The sequence below is a fragment of the Porphyromonas somerae genome (assembly GCF_022845615.1).
In the GTDB taxonomy this organism is placed as follows: Bacteria; Bacteroidota; Bacteroidia; order Bacteroidales; family Porphyromonadaceae; genus Porphyromonas_A; species Porphyromonas_A somerae.
Genome location: NZ_AP025559.1, coordinates 1110877 through 1132509 on the forward strand (window position 1 = coordinate 1110877; position 21633 = coordinate 1132509).

21 protein-coding genes are annotated in these 21633 nt (G+C 39.3%); 11 read left to right on the forward strand and 10 right to left on the reverse strand.

Going from position 1 to position 21633, the window contains the following annotated elements; all coding sequences use genetic code 11:
* Positions 1-114 precede the first annotated feature (114 nt).
* Positions 115-1329: an ISL3 family transposase gene (locus MWL85_RS04870; RefSeq protein ID WP_244401661.1), complete on the forward strand. Its 1215-nt coding sequence runs from the start codon at positions 115-117 to the stop codon at positions 1327-1329.
* Here MWL85_RS04870 and MWL85_RS04875 read toward each other — a convergent pair.
* Positions 1269-3056 carry a type I restriction-modification system subunit M gene (locus MWL85_RS04875; RefSeq protein WP_244401662.1) on the reverse strand — a complete coding sequence of 596 codons (1788 nt, stop codon included), beginning with the start codon at positions 3054-3056 and terminating at the stop codon, positions 1269-1271. The two genes, MWL85_RS04870 and MWL85_RS04875, sit on opposite strands and share 61 nt — an antisense overlap.
* A gap of 363 nt (positions 3057-3419) precedes the next feature.
* Here MWL85_RS04875 and MWL85_RS04880 point away from each other — a divergent pair, with 363 nt between their 5' ends.
* From MWL85_RS04880 to MWL85_RS04905, 6 genes are all read left to right on the forward strand, one after another.
* Positions 3420-3602 (forward strand): hypothetical protein, encoded by a 183-nt coding sequence (locus MWL85_RS04880; protein ID WP_244401663.1) that lies wholly within the window; start codon positions 3420-3422, stop codon positions 3600-3602.
* Complete coding sequence (locus MWL85_RS04885) at positions 3599-4069, forward strand: DNA methyltransferase (RefSeq protein ID WP_244401664.1); 471 nt, start codon at positions 3599-3601, stop codon at positions 4067-4069. Before MWL85_RS04880 ends, MWL85_RS04885 begins: the two co-directional genes overlap by 4 nt.
* 6 nt (positions 4070-4075) lie before the next feature.
* The gene (locus MWL85_RS04890; protein WP_244401665.1) at positions 4076-4531 is read left to right on the forward strand and encodes a hypothetical protein; all 456 of its coding nucleotides are present in this window, start codon (positions 4076-4078) and stop codon (positions 4529-4531) included.
* A gap of 347 nt (positions 4532-4878) precedes the next feature.
* The gene (locus tag MWL85_RS04895; protein WP_244401666.1) at positions 4879-5397 is read left to right on the forward strand and encodes a hypothetical protein; all 519 of its coding nucleotides are present in this window, start codon (positions 4879-4881) and stop codon (positions 5395-5397) included.
* Positions 5397-5633, forward strand: coding sequence for a helix-turn-helix domain-containing protein (locus MWL85_RS04900; RefSeq protein WP_244401667.1), 237 nt, complete (start codon positions 5397-5399; stop codon positions 5631-5633). The genes MWL85_RS04895 and MWL85_RS04900 overlap by 1 nt, the downstream gene beginning before the upstream one ends.
* Before the next feature lie 158 nt (positions 5634-5791).
* Positions 5792-7582: a hypothetical protein gene (locus MWL85_RS04905; protein ID WP_244401668.1), complete on the forward strand. Its 1791-nt coding sequence runs from the start codon at positions 5792-5794 to the stop codon at positions 7580-7582.
* Between the two features lie 122 nt (positions 7583-7704).
* Here the strand turns inward: MWL85_RS04905 and MWL85_RS04910 are convergent, their stop codons facing one another.
* The 9 genes from MWL85_RS04910 to MWL85_RS04950 form a co-directional block, all read right to left on the reverse strand.
* A complete protein-coding gene (locus MWL85_RS04910) occupies positions 7705-9183 on the reverse strand; it encodes a hypothetical protein (protein ID WP_244401669.1) in 1479 nt (492 codons plus the stop codon).
* Between the two features lie 179 nt (positions 9184-9362).
* Complete coding sequence (locus MWL85_RS04915) at positions 9363-10037, reverse strand: nuclease-related domain-containing protein (protein WP_018028953.1); 675 nt, start codon at positions 10035-10037, stop codon at positions 9363-9365.
* Between the two features lie 16 nt (positions 10038-10053).
* Positions 10054-10587: a M23 family metallopeptidase gene (locus tag MWL85_RS04920; RefSeq protein WP_244401670.1), complete on the reverse strand. Its 534-nt coding sequence runs from the start codon at positions 10585-10587 to the stop codon at positions 10054-10056.
* Positions 10588-10839: 252 nt separating this feature from the next.
* Positions 10840-12864, reverse strand: coding sequence for a YWFCY domain-containing protein (locus MWL85_RS04925; protein WP_244401671.1), 2025 nt, complete (start codon positions 12862-12864; stop codon positions 10840-10842).
* A gap of 160 nt (positions 12865-13024) precedes the next feature.
* The gene (locus MWL85_RS04930; protein WP_244401672.1) at positions 13025-13720 is read right to left on the reverse strand and encodes a hypothetical protein; all 696 of its coding nucleotides are present in this window, start codon (positions 13718-13720) and stop codon (positions 13025-13027) included.
* Entirely contained in the window at positions 13713-14054 is a 342-nt protein-coding gene (locus MWL85_RS04935) for a hypothetical protein (protein WP_244401673.1), read from the reverse strand. The genes MWL85_RS04930 and MWL85_RS04935 overlap by 8 nt, the downstream gene beginning before the upstream one ends.
* Positions 14032-15171: a nucleotide-binding protein gene (locus MWL85_RS04940; RefSeq protein WP_244401674.1), complete on the reverse strand. Its 1140-nt coding sequence runs from the start codon at positions 15169-15171 to the stop codon at positions 14032-14034. The genes MWL85_RS04935 and MWL85_RS04940 overlap by 23 nt, the downstream gene beginning before the upstream one ends.
* Before the next feature lie 49 nt (positions 15172-15220).
* Positions 15221-16423, reverse strand: a complete 1203-nt coding sequence (locus MWL85_RS04945; RefSeq protein ID WP_244401675.1) for a nucleotide-binding protein — start codon at positions 16421-16423, stop codon at positions 15221-15223.
* Positions 16424-16452: 29 nt separating this feature from the next.
* Positions 16453-17166, reverse strand: coding sequence for a hypothetical protein (locus MWL85_RS04950; protein ID WP_244401676.1), 714 nt, complete (start codon positions 17164-17166; stop codon positions 16453-16455).
* Positions 17167-17817: 651 nt separating this feature from the next.
* On the opposite strand from MWL85_RS04950, the gene MWL85_RS04955 reads away from it, so the two are divergent.
* From MWL85_RS04955 to MWL85_RS04970, 4 genes are all read left to right on the forward strand, one after another.
* Positions 17818-18225, forward strand: a complete 408-nt coding sequence (locus MWL85_RS04955) for a plasmid mobilization protein (protein WP_244401677.1) — start codon at positions 17818-17820, stop codon at positions 18223-18225.
* On the forward strand, positions 18222-19760 hold the full coding sequence (locus MWL85_RS04960) for a relaxase/mobilization nuclease domain-containing protein (RefSeq protein WP_394802114.1): 1539 nt from the start codon (positions 18222-18224) through the stop codon (positions 19758-19760). Before MWL85_RS04955 ends, MWL85_RS04960 begins: the two co-directional genes overlap by 4 nt.
* A 437-nt stretch (positions 19761-20197) precedes the next feature.
* Positions 20198-20962 (forward strand): ParA family protein, encoded by a 765-nt coding sequence (locus MWL85_RS04965; protein WP_244401679.1) that lies wholly within the window; start codon positions 20198-20200, stop codon positions 20960-20962.
* Positions 20963-21018: 56 nt separating this feature from the next.
* Entirely contained in the window at positions 21019-21267 is a 249-nt protein-coding gene (locus tag MWL85_RS04970; protein ID WP_244401680.1) for a hypothetical protein, read from the forward strand.
* Positions 21268-21633 lie beyond the last annotated feature (366 nt).

The window sequence follows — 21633 nt, forward strand, 5'->3', positions numbered from 1 at the left end:
GGATGAAATCCGCAAGATATGGGCGACGGAGTCTTTTTTCTCTTTGAAAAATTGAAAGAAAACTGGAAATCCATTATAATTGAGCGAATCATCCACTAAACGCTTAATTACACAATGGATACCAGTTTTCTACGACATGTATATGGTCTTGTTGGAGTCAAATGTACTGCTACACACTACAAAGCTAACAAAATAGTTTTAGATATAGAGTATTCTAAAACGAAAAAGAGGTGCCCGTGCTGCGGGGAATACACTCTCGTGAAGAATGGCTACCGGTATCGTAATATCCACGCACTACCAATTGGTTCCACCAAAACCATATTGCACATGAAAGTACAAAGATACAAATGCAAAGAATGCGGAAATGATGATTACGAGAGGGTCAGCTTTGTTAAAGGCAATAGGTCGTACTCTAATCGCTTTGCCAAGTACGTGGTTGATTTACTAAGGGCTATGACTATTCAGGAGGTTTCAAAAAGGTTGGGTGTTAGTTGGGATGTAGTGAAGGATATTCACACGACCTACCTTAAGAGACACTACAGCAAGCCCTCTTTACAAGGGGTGCAGTGCATAGGCATTGATGAGTTCGCTGTCCGAAAAGGACATGTTTATAAGACAATCGTAGTGGATCTAATCTCTGGAAGAATCCTTCATGTTGGCGATGGAAAGGGGGCGGATGCTCTTACAACGTTTTGGAAAAGGGTAAGGAAGAAGAACGTTCAGATAAAGTATGTGGCGACAGATATGTCATCAGCCTTCTCAAAATCAGTACGTGAGAATACCCCTGATGCCATACACGTATTTGACCACTTTCATGTCATCAAGCTAATGAATGATACCCTTGATAAAGTGCGAAGGGAGTTAGTGGCAAAAGAGGTGGACGAGGGAAAGAAAAAACTAATCAAGGGAACAAGATACCTCCTACTTGCCAACGGGGAAAAGATGATTGATGAGAAAGGGAGAACGAAGCTCCAGAAAGCACTCGCAATGAACGAACCCCTCTCTCAAGCCTATTACCTCAAGGAGGACCTGAGAGAAATATATAATCAACGAACCATTAATGAGGCAGAGGAAAGATTAAACAGCTGGGTGTCAATGGCACTAGATACAGATTCAAAACCTCTAATCTCATTAGCAAATACAATCAATGCTGCTAAAAAGGAAATACTCGCTTGGTATTATGGACGGCTATCAACGGCCAAAGTGGAGGGCATAAACAATAAAATTAAAGTGATGAAGAGAAATGCTTACGGATATAGAGATGATGACTATTTCAAACTTAGACTTTTTGCACTACATGACTGCCGTATCACACGAAATGTCGGATGAACCGTTTTAATATCATGACAAACACCACTTGATTGGCTAAATGTAAACTCAGCTAAGTCGTTGTCCGCCTCAATAGGTTTGTAGGTTGATTTCCCCACTTCGTAGCCAACAGCACTAGCTGTTCCGAGAAAAACGTACTCTGGCTTGTTGTCGAATAATTTATTATGTTTTCTTAGTCCGAGAATGGCAGTCTTTGAAACCGACTTTCCAAATGGTATAAAAGCTCCTTCAGGAAGACTAACGGAGAGCGTAATATAGCATTTAGACAAAATCCACTCTCTAAAGTATTGGTAACGAGGTAAGTTTAAGAGACCTTCTGGGAGAACTACATACAGTTCACCATTTTCCTTCAGTGACCTAATGCACTTTTCAACAAATAAAATGTCAAGTTCTTGACTTTCCCTTCCTATTCCAAGTTCAAACTCATTGAGGACGTCGTCAAACGTGTAAGGGATTGTAAAAGGTGGATTGGTAAGAACTAAGTCAAAGTAATTCTCAAGTATCTTCTCATTTCTTAGAGAGTCCCCTTGGTAGATATTATTATATCCATCACCATGCATAATTAAATTGATTTTAGCTAGTACATGCAGGTCTTCATCTGCTTCACCTCCCCACAGGCATTTGTCAATTAACTCTTCGAAAACAATCCTTTTTTGAGTCTCGGAGAGTGGAGAATTGAGAATCTTTTGGTTGACATGAAGGAATGATTGAATAAGGAATCCCCCAGAACCGCAAGTGGGGTCAAGGATTTTCTCACCGATATTTGGGTTCGCAAATTTTACAATAAAGTCAACTATTTCCCTAGGAGTGAAATATTGATCAAAATCGCCTCTCAAAGTTGACTTTAGAAAAATTTCATAAACCGCCCCCTTTATGTCATCTCCAGTTCCTAAAAAAGACCATGGTTCCAGTTTTTCAATAACAGAGAGAAGACATTTTTCATCTATGATGTTTATGCTTTCATTTGGGTTCGTATATATAGGGTATGATTGTTTCGCTTGAGAAAAAAGATTAAGGAAGACTACGTAGGGAGTAGTATCATCAGCTTTCGCCAATCTCTTTAGTATATCAATTTGAAATCTATTTGTTTGCCCATTTTTAGTTCTTCTCTCTTCATTCATTTTTACAAGGAGGATTTTTGTCATCTCCTTAAATGATTGATCAGAACGAATTAAACCTCTTTTTTCAATAATGTCCTTTGACTCTTTTATTATTGAATATAATTCTTCAGGCTTATTAAGAGTCAACATAAGGCTTTGAACCTCTCGGATTTCAATGTCAGAAAGTTCTCTTTTCCGACTTCTCGCTATATCTCGGATTAATTCACTTCTACTAGGGATTCCTGAAGTTTGTCTTCCTGTGTATATATTAGTTGTTATCACATCAAAGCCATTGGTTACAACTGCATATAGAGCTGGTGGAGTAGAAACCAATTTAGCGTAACTAATGCTTTGTAATATTTCTTTTTCATTTAATGAAATGTTTGGCGCTTTGACATCGATAATAATTTCAATATTGTTGTTTTCAAACACTTCAATATCAGAGATGACAGTTACACTCTTCGTCCCAGCTTGAACACTCATTGAGTTTTCAAATCGCATGTCCTTAATTTCATACTCCAATGATTTTAAGTAAGGGAGAATGATATGAACTTTAACATCTTCCTCAGTCTTAATTCTCTTGGAGTAGTCTGAGATATTATTTGTAATCCACTCTTTTATGTTCATCTTACTGCCATTAATATAATTTTCGTACAACAATACCGCCCCATACTGCATGCTGTTTGCATATTCATAATTAGTATCATAAACCCACTAACTGTGAATGCCGCCTCCCATTTAGATGCAGGATAAACTTTCCTACTACAAATATACAATATCTCTTTCAAATAAGAGATATTTCCCCTATTGGGTATTGCTTGCTATGTCCATTTAGTTTAAGACTTAGATTGGTCCAATAGTTCTCTTAGTTTATATTCTCTTTTTTTCCACCTTCCTTCGTATGCGGCAATTAGGTGAGCCAAGGTGTTCTACTCCGTGACCAATAGATTTGCAATAATAACAATCAATATAACAAAGCAAGACATATCGATGGATGGTATTAAAGCAAATCAAAAACAAAAGATGGACGGTCTTGTTCTCCTTTCAAAAATGAAAGATGAGACTATAAAACTTGCCTTCTTTGACCCTCAATATAGAGGTGTCCTTGATAAATTGAATTATGGTAACGAAGGTGAGAAAAGGGGCAAGAGAGATCTAATTTGCCTCAAATGAGTGAAAAGACAATATTGGAGTTCATTAGTGAGATGAATAGGGTCTTAAAACCTAGTGGCTATCTAATGATGTGGGTGGATAAGTTTCACTTGTTGCAATCGATCAAAAAGTGGGCTACAGCTGTCAGCTCTTTTGAAATAGTGGATATGATCACTTGGGATAAAATGAGAATGGGGATGGGTTACAGGAGTAGGAGACGCTCTGAATACCTTGTTGTGCTACAAAAGAAGCCAACACTCGCTAAAGCAACTTGGACAATACACAATATCCCCGATGTTTGGGAGGAAAAAATAAAAGATAAAAGCCACCCTCATAGTAAGCCCATTGAGCTACAAAAGCAACTTATATTGGCAACCACAAGTGAGGGAGGCTATGTGTTAGACCCAGCAGCAGGAGGCTACTCTGTCCTCAAAGCGTGCGAGAAACTAAAGAGAATTTTTATTGGTTGTGATTTAGTATTTGATTAGAGATATATGAAGATAATAATTAGAACTACTATGCTAGTTTTTTTCGCATTAATAACTAGCTCTTTCTTTCCTAAGCTTTCAATACCGTACAATAGTAACGCAGCTTTATTTGTGGTCGTTGCCATATTATTTTCAATTGGTATGTCGCTCATTATTAGCGTTAACACAGAAGATGTTCGCAACCCAAGCTACTTAAAGAAGATTGATTGGGCATTCACTATCATTAGAAAAAGCTTTATAGAAGCATTCACCATAGCATTATCCCTACATTTGGTCAATTCAATTATTCCGAGTTTCTCCTTTTCATTCTATCGGCTTCACTTTGATCTATCTGTCCTTGTAATGATCGTACAAACGTTCATCATTATCTATTTTATTTATAACCTATCTGATATAGCAGACTTCAAGAAAAGATTGTCAGATAGGATTAGAGAGGAAAAAGAGAAAAAGGAAGTAAGCTAATACGAGATACGAGACCTTTCGTGATAAAGAAAAGAGAGGGTGGCTAATAAATAGCTACCCTCTCACGTTGTGAATCAAAAGTTATTCCCTAAAAGTAATCAATCCACAACAACCAAAACGGTTACAATGGTTGCAACCGAATCAAAGATAGCAACTTATTTTTAAGTCACCCAAACTTTAACATTGTTTATACTTTTAGAGGTCGAAAAAGTCGCTTTTTAGTTAGATATATTTTTCTAGTTCAAAAATCTTTCGTATATTTGTGGTACGTAAGGGGAGGAGAAAGTTTGACCACATCAACCAAAACAGCGAAGGGTGCAATGCTTAATAACCGCACAACTAAAGAGATGACAACATTTACATTTACTCGTGAGACCCTAGAGAATGGTAAGGTTTACTTTGATAGGTTCAGTGATTGGTGCAAGAATGATGTTTTAGACCTTGAAGCTATTGCCAATCAAGAGCGATACTGCTGTTGCAATTGCGGTTGTCTCACATATGAAGAAGTGATGGTGTCGCTGAGTGATGAAGCCGATGGTGGCTTTCTAGATAAGATTGCCAAAAAGTTAGAGGAAATGGGTGGTGGTGCTTGCATTTGGAATTCCAACCGAGATGAGTTTGAATACTTTACAGAGGAGGAACTTGCAAACCTAACAAGCGTATGCTTTGATGGTGACAGCTACGAGGTTGTGGAGCTAGACAGCGACAACATCAAAGAGGTGCTTACCTATGTGAATGAGGAGATACGGGAGTATGACGACCAGGTGAGGTTTCTAAATATGATTTGGGGTTCGTATGATGACCTCGCAAGGTATAGCCACGAAACCCGCAAGTGGAAGCCAGTCCAATACCTAGAGGAGCTTTAATGATGAATGATATTATCCAAGCTATCAAGGACGAGATGAAAGAGCAGGCGATAACAGCATATCGCCTAGGTCAACTCTCAGGAGTTAGCAGAGTGGGAATAAAGGGAATCCTTGATGGAGTTAACAGCCCCACCCTTGACACCCTACAAAAGATCTTGAAGCCACTAGGGCTACAGATTAGAGTTGAAAAAGGAAAAAAGGAAGAGGGACAAATAGATCGGGATTCGCTGAAATAAGTTGCTATATAGCAGCTAGTTGGAGAGCAAGAAAAGTGGGAGAAATGTTTGGTGGATTAGTGGAAAATTGGTATCTTTAGGTATGAGAAATAAGATGATTTCCAGTGACTTATGAGGATAAAATTGTATATTGACAAACCAAATAAAACGAGATAATTATGAAGCGGATAATGAATCAATTGGGACAGAGCTCGCAAAGGAATCTATTAGCGAAGGCAGCACTATATACACTAGTGGGATGTATGGCATTAATGAGTTGTAACGGAAAGGACAGACCTATCCCTCCGGAACCGACACCAGAGCCTAAGCCTGAGGAAGGACAGAACGAAAAGAAACCTGATGTGGAACCACCTACAACCTTTGAGGTCGCTGTTGAAGCATACGTAAAAGAGAAAAATGGTGTTCTAAGAAAAATAGAACATCTCGAAGAAGACCAAACCAACTATGGGTATGGGACCATTGTTGGCGATGGGCAGTACAAAAAGAGTGACCCTGTAGTGGTAAGTGCGAGTATAAATGACTTTCTTAAACACTCTTTGATCGCAGTGTATGAAAAAGATGGGAAAGGTGGATATACTGAGGACAAAGGGCTTGTGGACAAAACTCAAACCATCTCGGAGGGTTATAAGTTGGAGAAAAACATATCTGCTGAACTGACGTTTCAGATAACAGAGAACATGACTTTTATGGTGGTCTTTGAGGACTACGTGGCACCCCCTATTCAGTTCGCGACACACGAGAGCCACTCATACTGGGCTCAAAAGAATAAGGAGGCAACAGCATATATTAAGCCAAGAATAAAGAGGTATAGTTCTCCGAGAGAGGCTATGCTTGCGACAAATATTACTCTCAATGCTCCCCAGCTTGACGAGTCAATGGTGGAAAGAACTATATATCGGGAAAATCCTTTACTGATTGACTACAACACAAGGGTGTTAAGCCCCGTTAGGAGAACAAGAGGCGAGTGGGACAAACTAACTCGATATACTTATGCACTAATGACACTTAGTGGCGAGGTGGTAGAAGTCTTTCCACCCTCCTATAACAATGATGGCTTTATATCCACATTGCTCACTTACGTGACTGCCCCCGAGGGGACATATAGAGTTGCCTTGCTTTGGAACCGACCATCCGACAGGGAGGTGTGGCACCTAATCCCAATAATACCAACTTTCACCAAGTTTGATGAGCTATATTGCAAGTCGTTGGGATGGGAGGAACATACTTTTTTACCAGAGGGACAAAATTGGTGGCGAGACACCGACATTATATATGTCAAAAACAGAGAAAAAGAAAGCGATAACGTCCCAATATGGGGCAACCCTAGGGTGAAAGAACTAAAAAGAGTAACAGATGTGGAAATAACTATTTCTGTCACTAATATCAGCAATCAAAGGATAGAAGGGGATGTGGTCATCGCTGACGGATATAAGAAATGGTTCCATGAAGAGGGCAGAGCACTAATGGACCAAAGGATGCAGATGGTTTGGAAAAAGGAAGGGAAAGGAGAAAGGCACATGTATGACACTTGGGAGTTTGACCGAGGGATAGAAAAGGTTAGACTTGAACCATACGAAACAAAAGAGGTGACATATTTAATCAAGGACAGAACCTACGCTAGAGAGAAATTGTCTGGCTCATTTCCAACTGCTAGTGAAGCAAGAGGAAGCACGAGGTATTCATGGGATTCTTTTTTCCACGGATTCCATACAACTATATATTGGGAAGGAGTGGACAGGAAAAGAGAAAGAATGCTCAATGGCTGTCAATACGAACTAAACACAATGAGGGCAAGAGATTGGGGCAGCCTATCGTCAAGGCATATATGGACTTATAGCACAGAATTTGACGAAGTTGGGAAAAACTGGGATGCCAGTGACTGTGTAATCGATGTGATATGGCCTAATAAGACTAGCATATACCCATCAAGGCATTGTATTCGCCTATAGTAAAATAGTTAAGGGGACGTTAGAAGCGTCCCCTTAACTCATTCCAAAACTCACTTCTGAATTATACAATACGAGCTTGTCTTAACCACCACCCCCCAAAGGGGCAACACAAATGCAACAGATTACTCTTCATCGTAGTCAATGTTGGCAATCTTAATATAATTGTACCTGAGATCGAAAAACCTTCTGCCCTCCTCAGTTTTCTCATGAAAATCCATCTTCATCTTTGAAGGCAGAAGCTCATTAGTCCTATTATAAAAATCGATATACTGCTCACGATATTTAGACAAAGCATCGTTAGCAGCATTCCACATCTTAAGCAATAACTCATCATTAATCGGAAGTCCTTGTCGACCTCTTTGATACTTATATGTAAATGGCTTACAATACACATCATCCCGGCCAACTATTCCTTTCACTGTGCCTTCGGCTAAGTACTTTTGCATTTCTCTAGTTTTAGGAGATATTAAATTGGCAAGCTTTGTGTCGGCAGCATCTACGAAAAGAAGTGCTCGAGCACGATGAAGACAAGGAAGTATTTGAGATATTCGTTTACCCTTCACCAACACATCATAAATAGCATTAGAATAGCCATAGTCATATTTATCAACAAAATATGCACAATAATCATCTATAGTATCATCATCACCATCTTCAGCATACTCCCAATATTTCATATATTCCTTGGCCTTACTTTCAATTTCTTGTTTTACACTAGTATCATTCCACAGGGAATAAACTAGCTCATTACCTCCATTGTGCTTCTGAAAGAAATACATAAAATCATCAGTGAAGAATTCATAGGTTTCTGATACTGTCCAACGATACAAAGGAGCGTAAAAGCGACTGTTAATAGCTTCTATATCATCTTCAAATCCCTTGAACCCGTTGTTCATTGCTCTCTGAAACACTCCGTTCTGTTCTTTTATGTGATCAAGAATAGGGAAAAGTCTAGGTGCTGAAAAATTTCCACTATATCTTTCTCGAATAGGGGGAAAAGCGTCATAATCTTCCACATTGGTGTTTGGGTCTTTCCAATCACCACCACTTAATCTTAAACGCAAGCTGTAATGCTTTGTCTCATCCAAGCTTTCAGGCATCTTAATGATGAGCCCTTCTGCAACATTAGAAACCCCTTCTTGCATTTGAAGCGTATTAATATTAAATGAGGAGTTCACAATGTTATAGCTAGCATTATCTGGGTCAAATATTCTGTACCCCAGCTCCTTCACGTAAATATCGTGTTTTGCCTCAACACTAAACTTTAGCTCTTTTTGATGCTTCTTTAGATAGTCCCACGAATAAAATGTGGCTAAAGATAACTCTACATCCTTTCCCGACCCAGCTAGACCTAGAAGTTCATTGGGATTGCCAGCACGCAACGTTGAACCATCGCCAACATCATCAACTTCAAAAACAATCTCTACTCCGGGCGTGTTGGAATCCCACTCTTCAACCACCGAAGCGGGAGGGGTCTCCGTCTCACCACCTTCAAGACGCTTGTTAGGACAAGGCTTGTCCGAGGGTTCACAGCTTGCGAACCCAAGGGCAAGAACCGAAAGAACTAGCCCTTGCCACATCATCAAATTAATTTTCTTCATACTCATAAACTTTTTAATTAATTAAAAATCTACTATACATTTAGCGTCATCACATAGACACACTATTTACTTAGCACAAAAATACCAGATGCCTCATCCACCACCCACTTATTCCAATTGCCGCATACGATTGAAGAAGGGAAAAAGAAGAAAAGAGATCTGGAATAGGGAACTTCTTATTAGTCTCCAAAAGTTCTACGTATGTTTCTTATGTGTTGGGTAACAATCCTTGAATTATTGCCATTCTCTTGGCATTGTTGGAGATAGCTCATTAGTGCTGGCATATTTTGATACCTACAAGGAGGGTTTGAACGAAGTATATCTTGTATAGTACTTGCCAACTGATTGGAGTATATCAAGCTTGTATCAAAAGGTATTTCATTCACATTTTTGAAAACACAAGAACCATAGAAGACAACAACAGAGTAGAACGGCACATCGGCAACAAGTCGGAGCTTTTTCCTTAGCACTTCTATATGTCGATTATTCTGCAATATAGGATTGTAAAAATGATTTTTACTGTGTCTGAAAGTCTGGCACCAGCTTTCTTGCGTACCATTACCGAATATCCAACCGCTAAAATCTTTTACTTCAAAAACTATTATTCCAACATCAGTCACTGCTAGAGCATCTACTTGCGTGTACCACTTCAACCCATTTTGAACATATAAGTCATAAAACACATTTGAGGCAGGTATTCCACCACCTATGATAGAGCTTACACAATGCCTTTCAGAGAAGGTTCCTCTCCTTCTCTCTCGCTTTCTAGCACGAAGAGAGGAGGAATAATTAAGTAAGACTGCTAATATAATAACACAACCTACCAGCAAATAAAACTTTACCAAAGGGTCCATACTCAATTAGTTGATTTCAAATTATTCTAACTATTCTTCCTTTTTTCAATTCCATATCTGGTAAAAGCCCATTTAGGAGGCAGAGCTCCTCGAGATCCCAATTCTTCTCCTCACAAAGTTCCTCTAATGTGGCGTCAGCTTTTAGTCGATAGGTACGGAGACTACCCCCCACCCTCTTCTTAGGATAGAGTGACTTCGTCCAAAGAAAGGTTTTGTTCTTAACCGTAGACTTATTGAAATCAATTATCAATGATGGATTGAAGTCTCCACCAAGAAACCGAGTCTCAAAGTGCAGGTGTGGTCCTGTGCTTCGCCCTGAGTTACCACTCAATCCAATAACATCTCCAGCCCTTACGACATCGCCACGAAATGACAACACTTTACTCAAGTGAGCATATACAGTCTCGAGACCATTGTAATGTCTTACCACCACATAATAGCCATAACCCTTTTTCTCGTTCCCCGTTGTCCGTACAACGCCATCCCATGCTGAATAGATTGGAGTATTCATTGGAACAGAAATATCCACTCCACGATGCATTCTACCCATTGACTTCCTCCAGCCATATTTACTACTTGTACGGCCCAACCCATCTGTGGGAGAGTAAAAAGGCAACAAATCAATATGGGCACTCTTAGGGAGGCTAACACTTCTTCCTATATATGGATTTACCCTCTTTGATGCCCATGAAGCGTCATCATACCATTCGCTAACAGGACCATTGGAAAAAGAGAAAACAAAAGGCACCATTATGCACAATAAGACGTATATTATCTTATGTCTCATTTCGTTTTGTGCCTATTAATCATCTGTAACTAGCAAACCACAAAGCAATGGATCAGCAGCTATACGAGCAGTCTCATCTTTAATTATTTGCTCAACCTCCTTTTTTATCCCTATATAATTGTCTTGTACAATCTGAGGTAGTCGGTCCTCACCTTCATCGTCTATCATATTTGCGAGGACAGGCAGTGGCTTCCAATTTGCCGACTCTTTTTCTATCTTCTTTGTATCAACTACGATCTGGCAGTTAAACATCTTAACCTTAATATTCTCACCAAAGTTGTCCACAACAGAGCCTACAAATTGTCCTTGCGACAAAGTAGAGATCTTACTTGATGGAATTAGATTGTGCATTTGACTAGATAGAGATACAGATGTACCCGTTTCGTTAATAGAGGTCGATTGCTGTGCTTGCACATTCTGCCCAAACCTCTTTGACAGTGAATCTGCTGTATCTCCAGTCACCTGCCCACTAAATAGATTACCAATTGTATTGATGATAGCCTTCGCTTGCTTATCGCCATAGTCCCTAATAATCTGAGTGAAGTCTTGGAAGCCAAGGCATACAGAGATTAAGTTACTACGGGCTGTTGCAATCAAGTTATCAAGACCTCGGAAATAAATAGTCGGCAACTCATCTACAATCACGCTACATTTCTGCTTATACTTTCTGTTTATTCGAGCCACTAATCGGAAGTTGATAAGACCCAAAGCAGCTGCATAGATATTTTGTCGCAATGGATTATTACCAACGCATAAGATCTTTGGATCATCTGGGTCATTAACGTCAAGACTAAAGTCATTACCACTCATCACCCAATAAAGCGATGGAGAGGTAATACGAGCAATACCAAGCTGTGCACTCGCAATCTGACCTTGTAACTGATCTTGAGCACCGCCCTCCCATGCGCCTACGAACGGTCTCATATAGTTAGTCAGCTCATCATAAGACATCAAAATTGGAAAGAGCTGTTTATAGTCAGTACTAATCAACTCTAGCAAGTGAGGAAGAGTACAATACTTTCCATCTTGATACAACTTTAGGAACCAGATACATGCACTCGTAAATATAATAGCAGATTCCGTAAAGAACTCACCTTGCTTCTCCACCCAAGTCTTATTAAGGTTCATCATAATAACGTACGCACTCTCGTATGCGTCTGAAATATCCTCTAGGAACGATGGGTGCAAAGGATTACAACGGTGCGTTTTTCGTAAGTCATCGAAATTGACGATATAGAAATTAGGGATTTTACCTTTTTGCTTCTGTCCGGGTCCCGTCTTCACCGTAACATCTTTATACCGCTCTTTGTACAGCTCAAAGTGGTTGTATGCTATCTCCGTGAGGTCAGGAAACTTAAAGTCATATATATACATTGTAAACCCCTTTTCAATATGCTGCCTAATATACTGATTGATGACCGCAAACGACTTTCCCGAACCCGGCGTCCCGAGGACCATCGTAGCACGGAAAGGATTAATGACATTTATCCAACCCTCATGAAACTTCTTCTTATAATAGAAACGGCTCTTCAAATTCACAGAAAACTCATTATCCATATACTCTTGGTTCTGCATAAACGACTCATTCTCGTCATTGAAGGGGTCATCAATATTCTGGTTATATGAGATGTGCTGTGACACTAAGACAGAGCCATAAAAAATAGCGAAGAAAGATAGTAGGCTTACGACAACATAGATCAACATAGACAACGGTAGTAGTATGACACTAATCAAAAATATTATAGTGCCAACCGCTAATATTGAAATGGCGATTTTAATATCAACATCAGGTTTCTTTTTTCCACTAGAACCAAGACAACTTATCCCCACCATAAGAGCCACAACCATTTTTGAGACCAATGGACCATTATAAAAACCTATCGGCTTGAAAAAGGCAAGAAATAAATCATCCACTATTGGGTGAGTCAACCCTATTTGAACAAATAGAGGTTTACACCAAACATAAAAATGTACCAATAAGAAAAAGAAGGAGACCATTCGAAAGAAGTCCACCATCTTATCTAATTCTGTATTTGCCATATATCAACTCTCTTTAATAATAAACAATCACAGCAAAACTAAATGAATGGGCTCCACTTGAGCAACAATTCAATTTGCCGCATAAGTAAGACGCTATAAACAAGAAAGCCTCAGTAAAGATAAACTCTACTGAGGCTTTACAGCACTTGATATAAGCGTACTAAGACTTATTAGAATCGCTAGTCTTACTATCCTTCTTCTCTAGTGGTGGCAGCTTAGCTTTTTGCTCCTCATACGATCTATAAGCCTTCTCAAAATCAGAGGCCCATCTCTGCTTTTCAGCGGCCCAAAGGTCTGTATTTGCAACACGACTAAGAGCATCAGCATGGTCTTTTTGCAGTTCCATAATCATCTTCTGCAAATCCGCATTGCTCCTCTTTACCATAGAGAGCTCTCTAGTCATTCTTCGAATATCTCTTCGAAGAGCATCTAGTTCTACAAGGTCAATAGACGAGGGGTCATCTTTGTAGTCTGGCAATGGGTGTCTACCCAACATGTCATTATTTTCTCGCTCCACAATATTTTCCACTCGTTTATCTTCATTCATAATGGCATTAGCTGCGTTCGCATAGTCCATCATTGGGGAGGAACGGCTTTCAGACTTCTCCTTTTCCTTCCCATCAGATTGGTTCTCCTCTTGCCCTTCGCTTTTTCCCATGGGATTATCGCTAGACTGTTCCAGCTCTTCACCTCCATCATCAAGGTCAACCGAATTATCAGTTTCCTTTTCCGAACCTCGTTTATTCTTAAGTCTATTTTCAGTAACCATAGGATAAATGAGGTAAAAAGCAAGGGTCAACACAATAATCAGAATGATGATCAGCCCACCAACCTGTAAGATAATATTGTTAATCATTTTCAACCTCCTTTCTCAAACATTTCACAATTCTATCATAAGGGTTTCTTTTGAATGTTGACTTCACCTTATCAGCGTAAGGGTCACAAGCATCAATAATACCCTTCAAAACAATATTTGACAACAGGTCTTGAGGAGAGATAGTAGGCTTAATGAAACACAGACACCGAGCCAAATCAAAGACATCGCTGTCTATCTCAATGGTCACCTTGCTATTGCTATAGTCAATCTGAGCAAACAAGTCGATGTCAGTTGGACTTTTATTTTCTTCCTTCTCCATAGCCTCAGAAAACATCTTCTCAAACTCAGCCTTACTGCTGTTGTTCGGTTTCATGGTCTCCCTCCTCTAGCTTCTCTGTGGGCTCAGAGGGCATTTCCTCTTCTGCACTTTGGGTTTGCTCAACTGGTCTCTCCTCGGGGACCTCTGGCATAGGAACTGGGGTACGACCGAAAACCCTCTTGATCTCCTCTACCGACATAGAGCAAAGGTTCTGGTAGGTTGCCAATATCTCCTTGTGCTTTTCTGAGAGATCCGACATAGCACCTGTCACATTCCCCGTAAGCTCTGTCAACTCATCAAGCTGTTGCTTCAAATCCTCAATGATAGTCTTATGAAGAATAATAGGATCCTTGATCACTTGTGGCGCTACCTTCTTATCCTCAATAATACCAGTATCAAGGAATATTTCTTCTGCCACCTGATGAACATTCGTCTCCTCCAGATACAACTTCGATGGTTGCAAATAAACCGAGACAAAGAAATCCATATTCTCCCTTGAAACACAGCTAAAATCTCGAGAAGCACCTCTAAAATGAAGCACTGTGTTTTGAAGTGTAGCAACATTAGCCTTCGCTGCCTCATCTTCCAGCCATGCCTTTAGGGCTAAGTCACAATTCTCATCATTGAACTGATTGAAGAGCAAAAAAGACTTCTTCAATCGAGGGGTCTCTTGTCCACTCTCGTTTACGAGCTTTAGACCGAAGTTAATGCCTTGCATCCAATAAAAAGTAGGACGTGAGTTGACAGAGTCAATGACAGTCGGAAGGATGATGTAATCCATCTTAGTCAAATAGATATACACCGCCGAGTACCCTTGAGAACCCATGAAGTCATAAATATAGACATCATAATCAGGGTAAGTTTCCTCCACCATCTCAGGCATAACTGTCACGTCAAAACCATCCTTCATCTTGTAGATTGGTGGTGCAATCTTCTTGGTAACCTCCATACCACGGCTCTCAAAGATTTCTTTGGCGAGCTCTGGGTGTCGATTGATGAAAATATCATCACGCTGTTTCTGAGCTGTGATAGGAAATTGATAATAGTCACAATCAACAAAGCAGACCTTCTTTTTATAGGTCTCTCCTAAAATGGTACCAAGTACCATTGACAATGTGGTCTTACCGATACCACCTTTTAGCCCTGCTAGGGCAATTCTAACCTTCTCCATAGTTAAATAATAAATTAAAGTTATTGATATATGTGATTAACAATCACTACTACTCTTTTTGTTCCTTAAGCCACTTCGTAAATAACTCGATAGCCCTTTTGTCCAGCTCGCTCAAATCCGATGCCTCTTCTGGATCGTCAGGAGTTAAGTTATCAGTGACTTTCTCTTCTATTTTTTCATCGACCTCTTCGCTATTCTCGCCCTTATTTAAGGAAGGGAAAAAAGAAGAAGAAGCTAGGTCATCAGGCATATATGGGACATCCTCCATGAGATATTTTATCTTGGAAATTCCCAAAGAATCAATCCATTCTTCAATCATGCGAAGCTGAGTTGCAGACACATTATTGTTTTGAACAAACCCTTTCGTCTTATTCAAAGCTAATAAGAGTTCATCTATTTTACTTACAATAAAATCATTATCAATGATGTGTCGCTCTTTAGTTACCCTACGAGCCTTGACCCCATTTTCCACTTGTGCCCCATCGATAAATTCAATGATATTTTTCACCACCTCACTAGCATTTGTCACGATGAGGGTACCATCATCTGGGACAATTGAAATTGATTGGAAGAAGACAGATTCATTCCCAGATACGTCTACTCCCTTCCCAATTAATTCATTAGCGAACACCTCAGATTTTACGACTTCCAATCCCTCTTCTTTGGCTGTTTTTACCCACCACTCTTTATGTCTTCTTTGGTCTGGATCATCAATATTATACTTATTGAATAACAACATTATTCCTTTATTTCGATCGCCATAACCCTTCTGACCTAGTGAATAAAGCATACCTCTAATCCACATATAAGATGGTCTCAAACTGGTGTTATCTAGTATTAAAGGTACAATAATATAGTCCATCTGAGTTAGTTGAAGCATAAACTCGGGCTCCACTTCTGACCCTTTTGTGTCAAATATAAACAAGTCACACTCGGGATGACGAGACTCAACACCTTTGATGGCACTCTCTGAAAGATCTCTTATTTTCTCAACTGGCAACGGTGCAAAATACTTTGATTTATTTGCTCGCTTTCCATTCAACTCTTGAAAGAAATTTGGCTTGTTTAATAGAAGTGTTTCTTCTGTTTTAGACAAGTGAGACAATGTTTCTTGGTATTCATCGCAATCTACTAAACAGACTGTCTTGCCATATAATTCACGACTAATAAGGCCTAAAAACATCGCAACGGTAGATTTTCCCGTTCCTCCCTTTATGCCTGATATAGCGACCCTTATTTTTCTTTTTTCCATTTCAATTATTATTATTAATAACTAACATTCTAATGCTTTTTTCCATCCAAAACAAATTTGAGAACTAACAAATAAACCCCTCGGATTAGATCATGAGTAGAGAGGTCATCAGAGTTTGAAGGTCGAAATCCTTCCACTTTATTCCACACGTCTTTCTTCAATCTAATCGTTCTCACCTTGGAATTATTTCTTATCCTCATTTGAGAAATAGATGATCTATTCTCTTGAATAAAAGTCCTTACTTGATCCTTTTCTCCATTGAACAAGTCATCTTCAAGTGTTGTTTTCAGCAAAAACCTTGTATCTCTAATAATTTTATCATACTCCTTATTATCTACCTTTTCATTGACACACATCGTTTCAATAAACTCATCATTTATAGGGGTTCTCTTCCAATTATTAACATCACCACTTCCCTCGTACGATGCTTTATTCAACTGTTGAAACAAGGCGTCTAGGGTTTTAGAGTTGTCAGAAGTTAGCATTTTGCTAACCTCCTCTCGTGTCAAAGCTAAGATCACTTCGGGGTCTTGTATTCCATTAAATGCACACTCTTTATAGTACTTGCATGCGTTCACGTATGGGTCTGATTTCTCGTCATACTTTTCTTCTTTTTCCAAACTTTGTTTGTAAAGAGGAGATATAGCAGCATTCTTTTTTGCGACCACAAGATGATCGTAAAAGTCTAAAGGGCTCTCCCCATGCTTCTCTGCTATTTTTTTCAATTTCTCAATTGCGCTCATGTCTTAGACATCTCTAAAGTTTTGGAATTACATTTACGCCACAAATGTACGTTCGCAAATTGGATTTTTGGAGACTTACCCAATTGCCGCATACGATTAATTTGAAAAAGGGAAAAGAGGTATGGGGGCGATAGAGACCAGAGACCAGAGACCAAGAGACCAGAGACCAAGAGACCAGAGACCAAGAGACCAGAGACCAAGAGACCAGAGACCAAGAGACCAGAGACCAGAGACCAGAGACCAAGAGACCAAGAGACCAGAGACCAAGAGACCAGAGACCAAGAGACCAGAGACCAGAGACCAGAGACCAGAGACCATAAAATATACCCTATTGCAAGATGTGTCTTTTGTATACAAAAGACGTACACCCCTCCCCAAGCCCCTCCGGAGGCATTGGGGAAGTGGTGTTGTTACTCTGCTCCAAAGTCGCAGAGTGTGGGTTCCCTTTCCTTGCCCGAGGGCAAAATCCATGGTCAATCTTTATTGAATTTAGGCACATCATTTTCAGATGTTTACTCCTCCTATAACCTTAGAACCCAACTCACGCTATGCGACAATTGGGGAATTTTGAGGATGTGCATTCTTCTAAACACCTTTGCCCTACGTTCCAAATGTAGTAGGACGAAGGTAAAAGAACATAAGCTATTGGTTATGGGAAACGGAAGAAAGATTGAAAAAATACAGAATAAATCGGGTGAGAAAATAGTCTCATTTAGAATGCAAAATGAAGACTTTGAGATATTGAATCGTAAGATGAAAGAGTTAAATCTGAAAACAATATCTGACTATTTAAGGTTTTTAGTGAGCGAAGAAGAGGTAAAAGTAAGAGAGGTTTACAAAGAAAACCCAGAGCTAATTGAACTACTAGAAGAGTTAATCTATCAGACACGGATGATCGGAGTTAATATGAATCAAATCGCTTATGGGGTTAACATTGGTATGGGTATTCCAGATGATTTCTTTCCTTGGGCGAAGGGTGTCATTCAGAAAATCAATAGGCAATATAAGGATCTATTGATGGAAATGAATAGAGATTTTACTATTAAAGAAAGGCTATGATCACCAAAATACAACCACCTCATCCCTACCTCGCTGTAACACTTAGATACAACTTTAGAAAGGTCGAGAAGGGAGAAGCGTCAGTGTTATACACTAGAGGTTTGAAGTTCAAAAACACAGAAGATGTATTCTTTGAAATCACAAAGCAACGCTTTTACGACACACTTCCCGAGCACTATAGAACCGTAAATATTGTATTTCATGCATCTATAAATCCACACAAAGATGACAACTTGGACGACCAAACAATAGAGTATTTTATTGATGACTACATGGAAAAACTTGGGTATGGAGGACAGCCATATATTGTCTTCAAACACGAGGATATTGATAGGACACACTACCATGTTGTTTCATTGAATGTTGATAGCAAAGGAGAAAAAATAAACGACCGCTTTCTAAAGAAAAGGTCTTGGCAAATACTAAAAGAACTCAGTAAAAAATATGGGATCAAGCCACCAAACCAACACTTAAAAGAGGAAAAGGCAGAGAAGTTAGCCACTGCTCCCACACCGATTATTTACTCAGAAGGTAATTTGGCGAATAGGATAAAAGAGGTTGTTGATTATGTTATGGATGTCTATAGTCCAAAGAGTATTGGTGAATTATCTGCATTATTATATGGCTATAATATTTCGTTGGAGACAACAAAAGATGAGAGCAAGACAAATGAAGAAGAGAGTGGTTTAGTTTATAGTATCATTAAGGAAAATGAAAGAGTTAGTGTAGGGATTAAGGCCAGCGATCTCGGATATTATTATCTTAGGAAGCAACTTGATGTACAATTCAAAGCCAATAAAAAACAATGGAAGGAGTACTTATCTAATAGAATTAAATATGCGGTCATTTGGTCCTTACGGAATGCCAAAGATCCAATTAAGTTTATTGACAATCTGAATGACTTAGGGATAAGTGTTCGGTTGTTAATTAATGACGAAGGGAGAATCTATGGTGTTACTTATATTGACCTAAGGAGAGGCATTGTTTGTAATGGGTCGTATGTTGGAACAGAGTTTTCAGCAAATGCTCTTGATGACTATTTCAACCAGCGAGTAGGACATCAGTGGACCTTAAATAAAGAGCGTGCATATTGCATAGAAAAGGCAATAAGTAGAGCCTTACATACTGACTGCTCGTTTGAGGAGTTCATTAAACGGCTATCGGATATGAGTATTGAGACCATGGTGGAAAGGGACGAAAATGGAGAAATCAGCAATCTTATTTTTGCAGATAACAAACACCATGTTCTTATTAGTTCTAATGAACTTAGCACACACTATTCTACCCTACTCCTCAAAAATTACTTTGAAGAAGGTGGTGAGAACTTTTGGATTAACGATGTTATTGACAAGCCCTTATGGGCAGAAACACATGCAAAAGACACATCACAACGATACTCACGCTCCGATAGAAACGAGTTGCTGGATGATATTATTGATGGTTTAGGCGGAAATACTGGTGACAATAATGCCGTAGCAATTGGAAAAATGTATCAAAGGCAAGCAGAGAGGAATTGGGGAAGAAGAAGGAGATAGATTAGCAACTACTATAAATGTAGGAGAACTCTATGAGAAAGAAAATACTCAAAAACAAAGCACCCCTAACGAAATCAATTCGCTAGGGGCAGAAAGTGCATCGGAGGTGGTACGAGTTGTTTAACATCATTGATAACTCTCCCGATGTCAGAACAAAGCTACAAATAAATGTGGATTTTAGACTGTCGGATGGGAGCAACTACACAAGACACAATAGGAAAAAGAAAAATGATAGCAGAAAATGGACTACACCTCGCTCCTCAAAACGCTTAACAGGGGAGAGCTAATCCCATATACAAATACTACAATAATAGAATAATATTATTTATATAGCGAATTATTTTGTAAGGTCAAAAATACTTCGTATGTTTGCATAAAAGAATAAAACAATAATCGCATAGCAACATTAATATATATCAAATTAAAGCACTAAAAGTATGACAAAAGTTATTTCTGTGGTAAACCACAAAGGGGGGGTCGGTAAAACGACCACATCTGCATCCCTTATTGCAGGGTTGACTAACAAAGGCAAGCGAGTGATTGGTATTGACATGGATGGGCAAGCTAACCTGACCTCTCTATTAGGGATTGGTGAGCAAGAGGAAAATATCTACACCGCTCTAAAGGCTGGTAATGGATTACCTATCTACCTGAATGATTTTGGAGCGAAGGTTGTTCCTTCGACATTGGATCTTCAAGCTGCCGAAGTGGAGCTCTCAAACGAGCCCGGCCGTGAGCTACTGCTAAAAGGACTTCTAGCACCTTATCTCTCACAATTGGATTACGTCATAATTGACTGTCCTCCCTCACTCGGTCTTCTAACGCTTAATGCGTTGACTGCCTCTACTCACGTGATTATTCCAATTGAAGCAGAACCACTATCACTTAAGGGGATGAGCACTATTCTTTCTATTATCGACAAGGTGAAGTCAAGACTTAATAAGGATCTACAGATTATGGGCGTTCTTGTCACTAAGTTTGACGGTCGTAAGATCATTAATAGAGAGGTACTACAGGCCGCTACCACCCACTATCCCGGTCTCGTGTTTGACACTAAGATCAGAGATAATGTACGGCTTGCTGAGACGGCAGCACTAGCCAAGGATATATTCTCCTACGACTCAGACTCAAATGGAGCGAAGGACTACCAAGCACTCTGTGAAGAGCTTATTCAGAAAGAGGACAGTTCTGTAGAAGCATAAAAGTATAGAATAATTGTATTATATTTGTAATCCAACAACTAAATTAAACATTCAATATGGCTAAGAAATTTGAGGGTCTTGACAACTTGATCCAACCTACAACAGACAACAAGAAGACAGAAGAGCCTAAGAAGGGCACTGAAACAACCACTACTAATGCTGAATATGTAAACAGTAATATACCTCTATTAAAGGAGCAACACACTAAGCTTCGCATCCTAGCGATGTTACAGCAAAAAACGCTCAAGCAGCTCTTTACTGAGATGATAGACGAGTACCTCAAGAATCACGAAGTACCAATCTAATTGAGGACCCTTTTATTCCATCATACCTCCACTTGGAGGCATGATGGAATACATTGGACAAAGACATCGAAATATAAAGGAGGGACAAGAAAGACACTAAAGCTACGGAACAAAAAACGTGAAGAAGAGGTTAAAATATGGTTGCTAAAAAACTCTTTGGAGACTATGATTGCACCAAGATAATCAGCTACATTGACTTTTCAGCAACGAAGAAGAGTCTCAGCTACCCTCAATAGTTCCTGCAAAGAAAACTCCTGTTATAATTCATACAGGTTGTAAGAATCATCTTCTAATTGAACCCAAATAGAAACCCCTTTAGAAAGAACTTGATCACCCCTCTCATTACATCTATATGCTGTAGAGTCG

What these genes read in the sequence shown, in the direction of transcription:
- MWL85_RS04870 (WP_244401661.1), top strand. Translation starts at nt 115, where the DNA reads ATGGATACCAGTTTTCTACGACATGTATATGGTCTTGTTGGAGTCAAA.
- MWL85_RS04875 (WP_244401662.1), bottom strand. Translation starts at nt 3,056, where the DNA reads ATGAACATAAAAGAGTGGATTACAAATAATATCTCAGACTACTCCAAG.
- MWL85_RS04880 (WP_244401663.1), top strand. Translation starts at nt 3,420, where the DNA reads ATGGATGGTATTAAAGCAAATCAAAAACAAAAGATGGACGGTCTTGTT.
- MWL85_RS04885 (WP_244401664.1), top strand. Translation starts at nt 3,599, where the DNA reads ATGAGTGAAAAGACAATATTGGAGTTCATTAGTGAGATGAATAGGGTC.
- MWL85_RS04890 (WP_244401665.1), top strand. Translation starts at nt 4,076, where the DNA reads ATGAAGATAATAATTAGAACTACTATGCTAGTTTTTTTCGCATTAATA.
- MWL85_RS04895 (WP_244401666.1), top strand. Translation starts at nt 4,879, where the DNA reads ATGACAACATTTACATTTACTCGTGAGACCCTAGAGAATGGTAAGGTT.
- MWL85_RS04900 (WP_244401667.1), top strand. Translation starts at nt 5,397, where the DNA reads ATGATGAATGATATTATCCAAGCTATCAAGGACGAGATGAAAGAGCAG.
- MWL85_RS04905 (WP_244401668.1), top strand. Translation starts at nt 5,792, where the DNA reads ATGAAGCGGATAATGAATCAATTGGGACAGAGCTCGCAAAGGAATCTA.
- MWL85_RS04910 (WP_244401669.1), bottom strand. Translation starts at nt 9,183, where the DNA reads ATGAAGAAAATTAATTTGATGATGTGGCAAGGGCTAGTTCTTTCGGTT.
- MWL85_RS04915 (WP_018028953.1), bottom strand. Translation starts at nt 10,037, where the DNA reads ATGGACCCTTTGGTAAAGTTTTATTTGCTGGTAGGTTGTGTTATTATA.
- MWL85_RS04920 (WP_244401670.1), bottom strand. Translation starts at nt 10,587, where the DNA reads ATGGGTAGAATGCATCGTGGAGTGGATATTTCTGTTCCAATGAATACT.
- MWL85_RS04925 (WP_244401671.1), bottom strand. Translation starts at nt 12,864, where the DNA reads ATGGCAAATACAGAATTAGATAAGATGGTGGACTTCTTTCGAATGGTC.
- MWL85_RS04930 (WP_244401672.1), bottom strand. Translation starts at nt 13,720, where the DNA reads ATGATTAACAATATTATCTTACAGGTTGGTGGGCTGATCATCATTCTG.
- MWL85_RS04935 (WP_244401673.1), bottom strand. Translation starts at nt 14,054, where the DNA reads ATGAAACCGAACAACAGCAGTAAGGCTGAGTTTGAGAAGATGTTTTCT.
- MWL85_RS04940 (WP_244401674.1), bottom strand. Translation starts at nt 15,171, where the DNA reads ATGGAGAAGGTTAGAATTGCCCTAGCAGGGCTAAAAGGTGGTATCGGT.
- MWL85_RS04945 (WP_244401675.1), bottom strand. Translation starts at nt 16,423, where the DNA reads ATGGAAAAAAGAAAAATAAGGGTCGCTATATCAGGCATAAAGGGAGGA.
- MWL85_RS04950 (WP_244401676.1), bottom strand. Translation starts at nt 17,166, where the DNA reads ATGAGCGCAATTGAGAAATTGAAAAAAATAGCAGAGAAGCATGGGGAG.
- MWL85_RS04955 (WP_244401677.1), top strand. Translation starts at nt 17,818, where the DNA reads ATGGGAAACGGAAGAAAGATTGAAAAAATACAGAATAAATCGGGTGAG.
- MWL85_RS04960 (WP_394802114.1), top strand. Translation starts at nt 18,222, where the DNA reads ATGATCACCAAAATACAACCACCTCATCCCTACCTCGCTGTAACACTT.
- MWL85_RS04965 (WP_244401679.1), top strand. Translation starts at nt 20,198, where the DNA reads ATGACAAAAGTTATTTCTGTGGTAAACCACAAAGGGGGGGTCGGTAAA.
- MWL85_RS04970 (WP_244401680.1), top strand. Translation starts at nt 21,019, where the DNA reads ATGGCTAAGAAATTTGAGGGTCTTGACAACTTGATCCAACCTACAACA.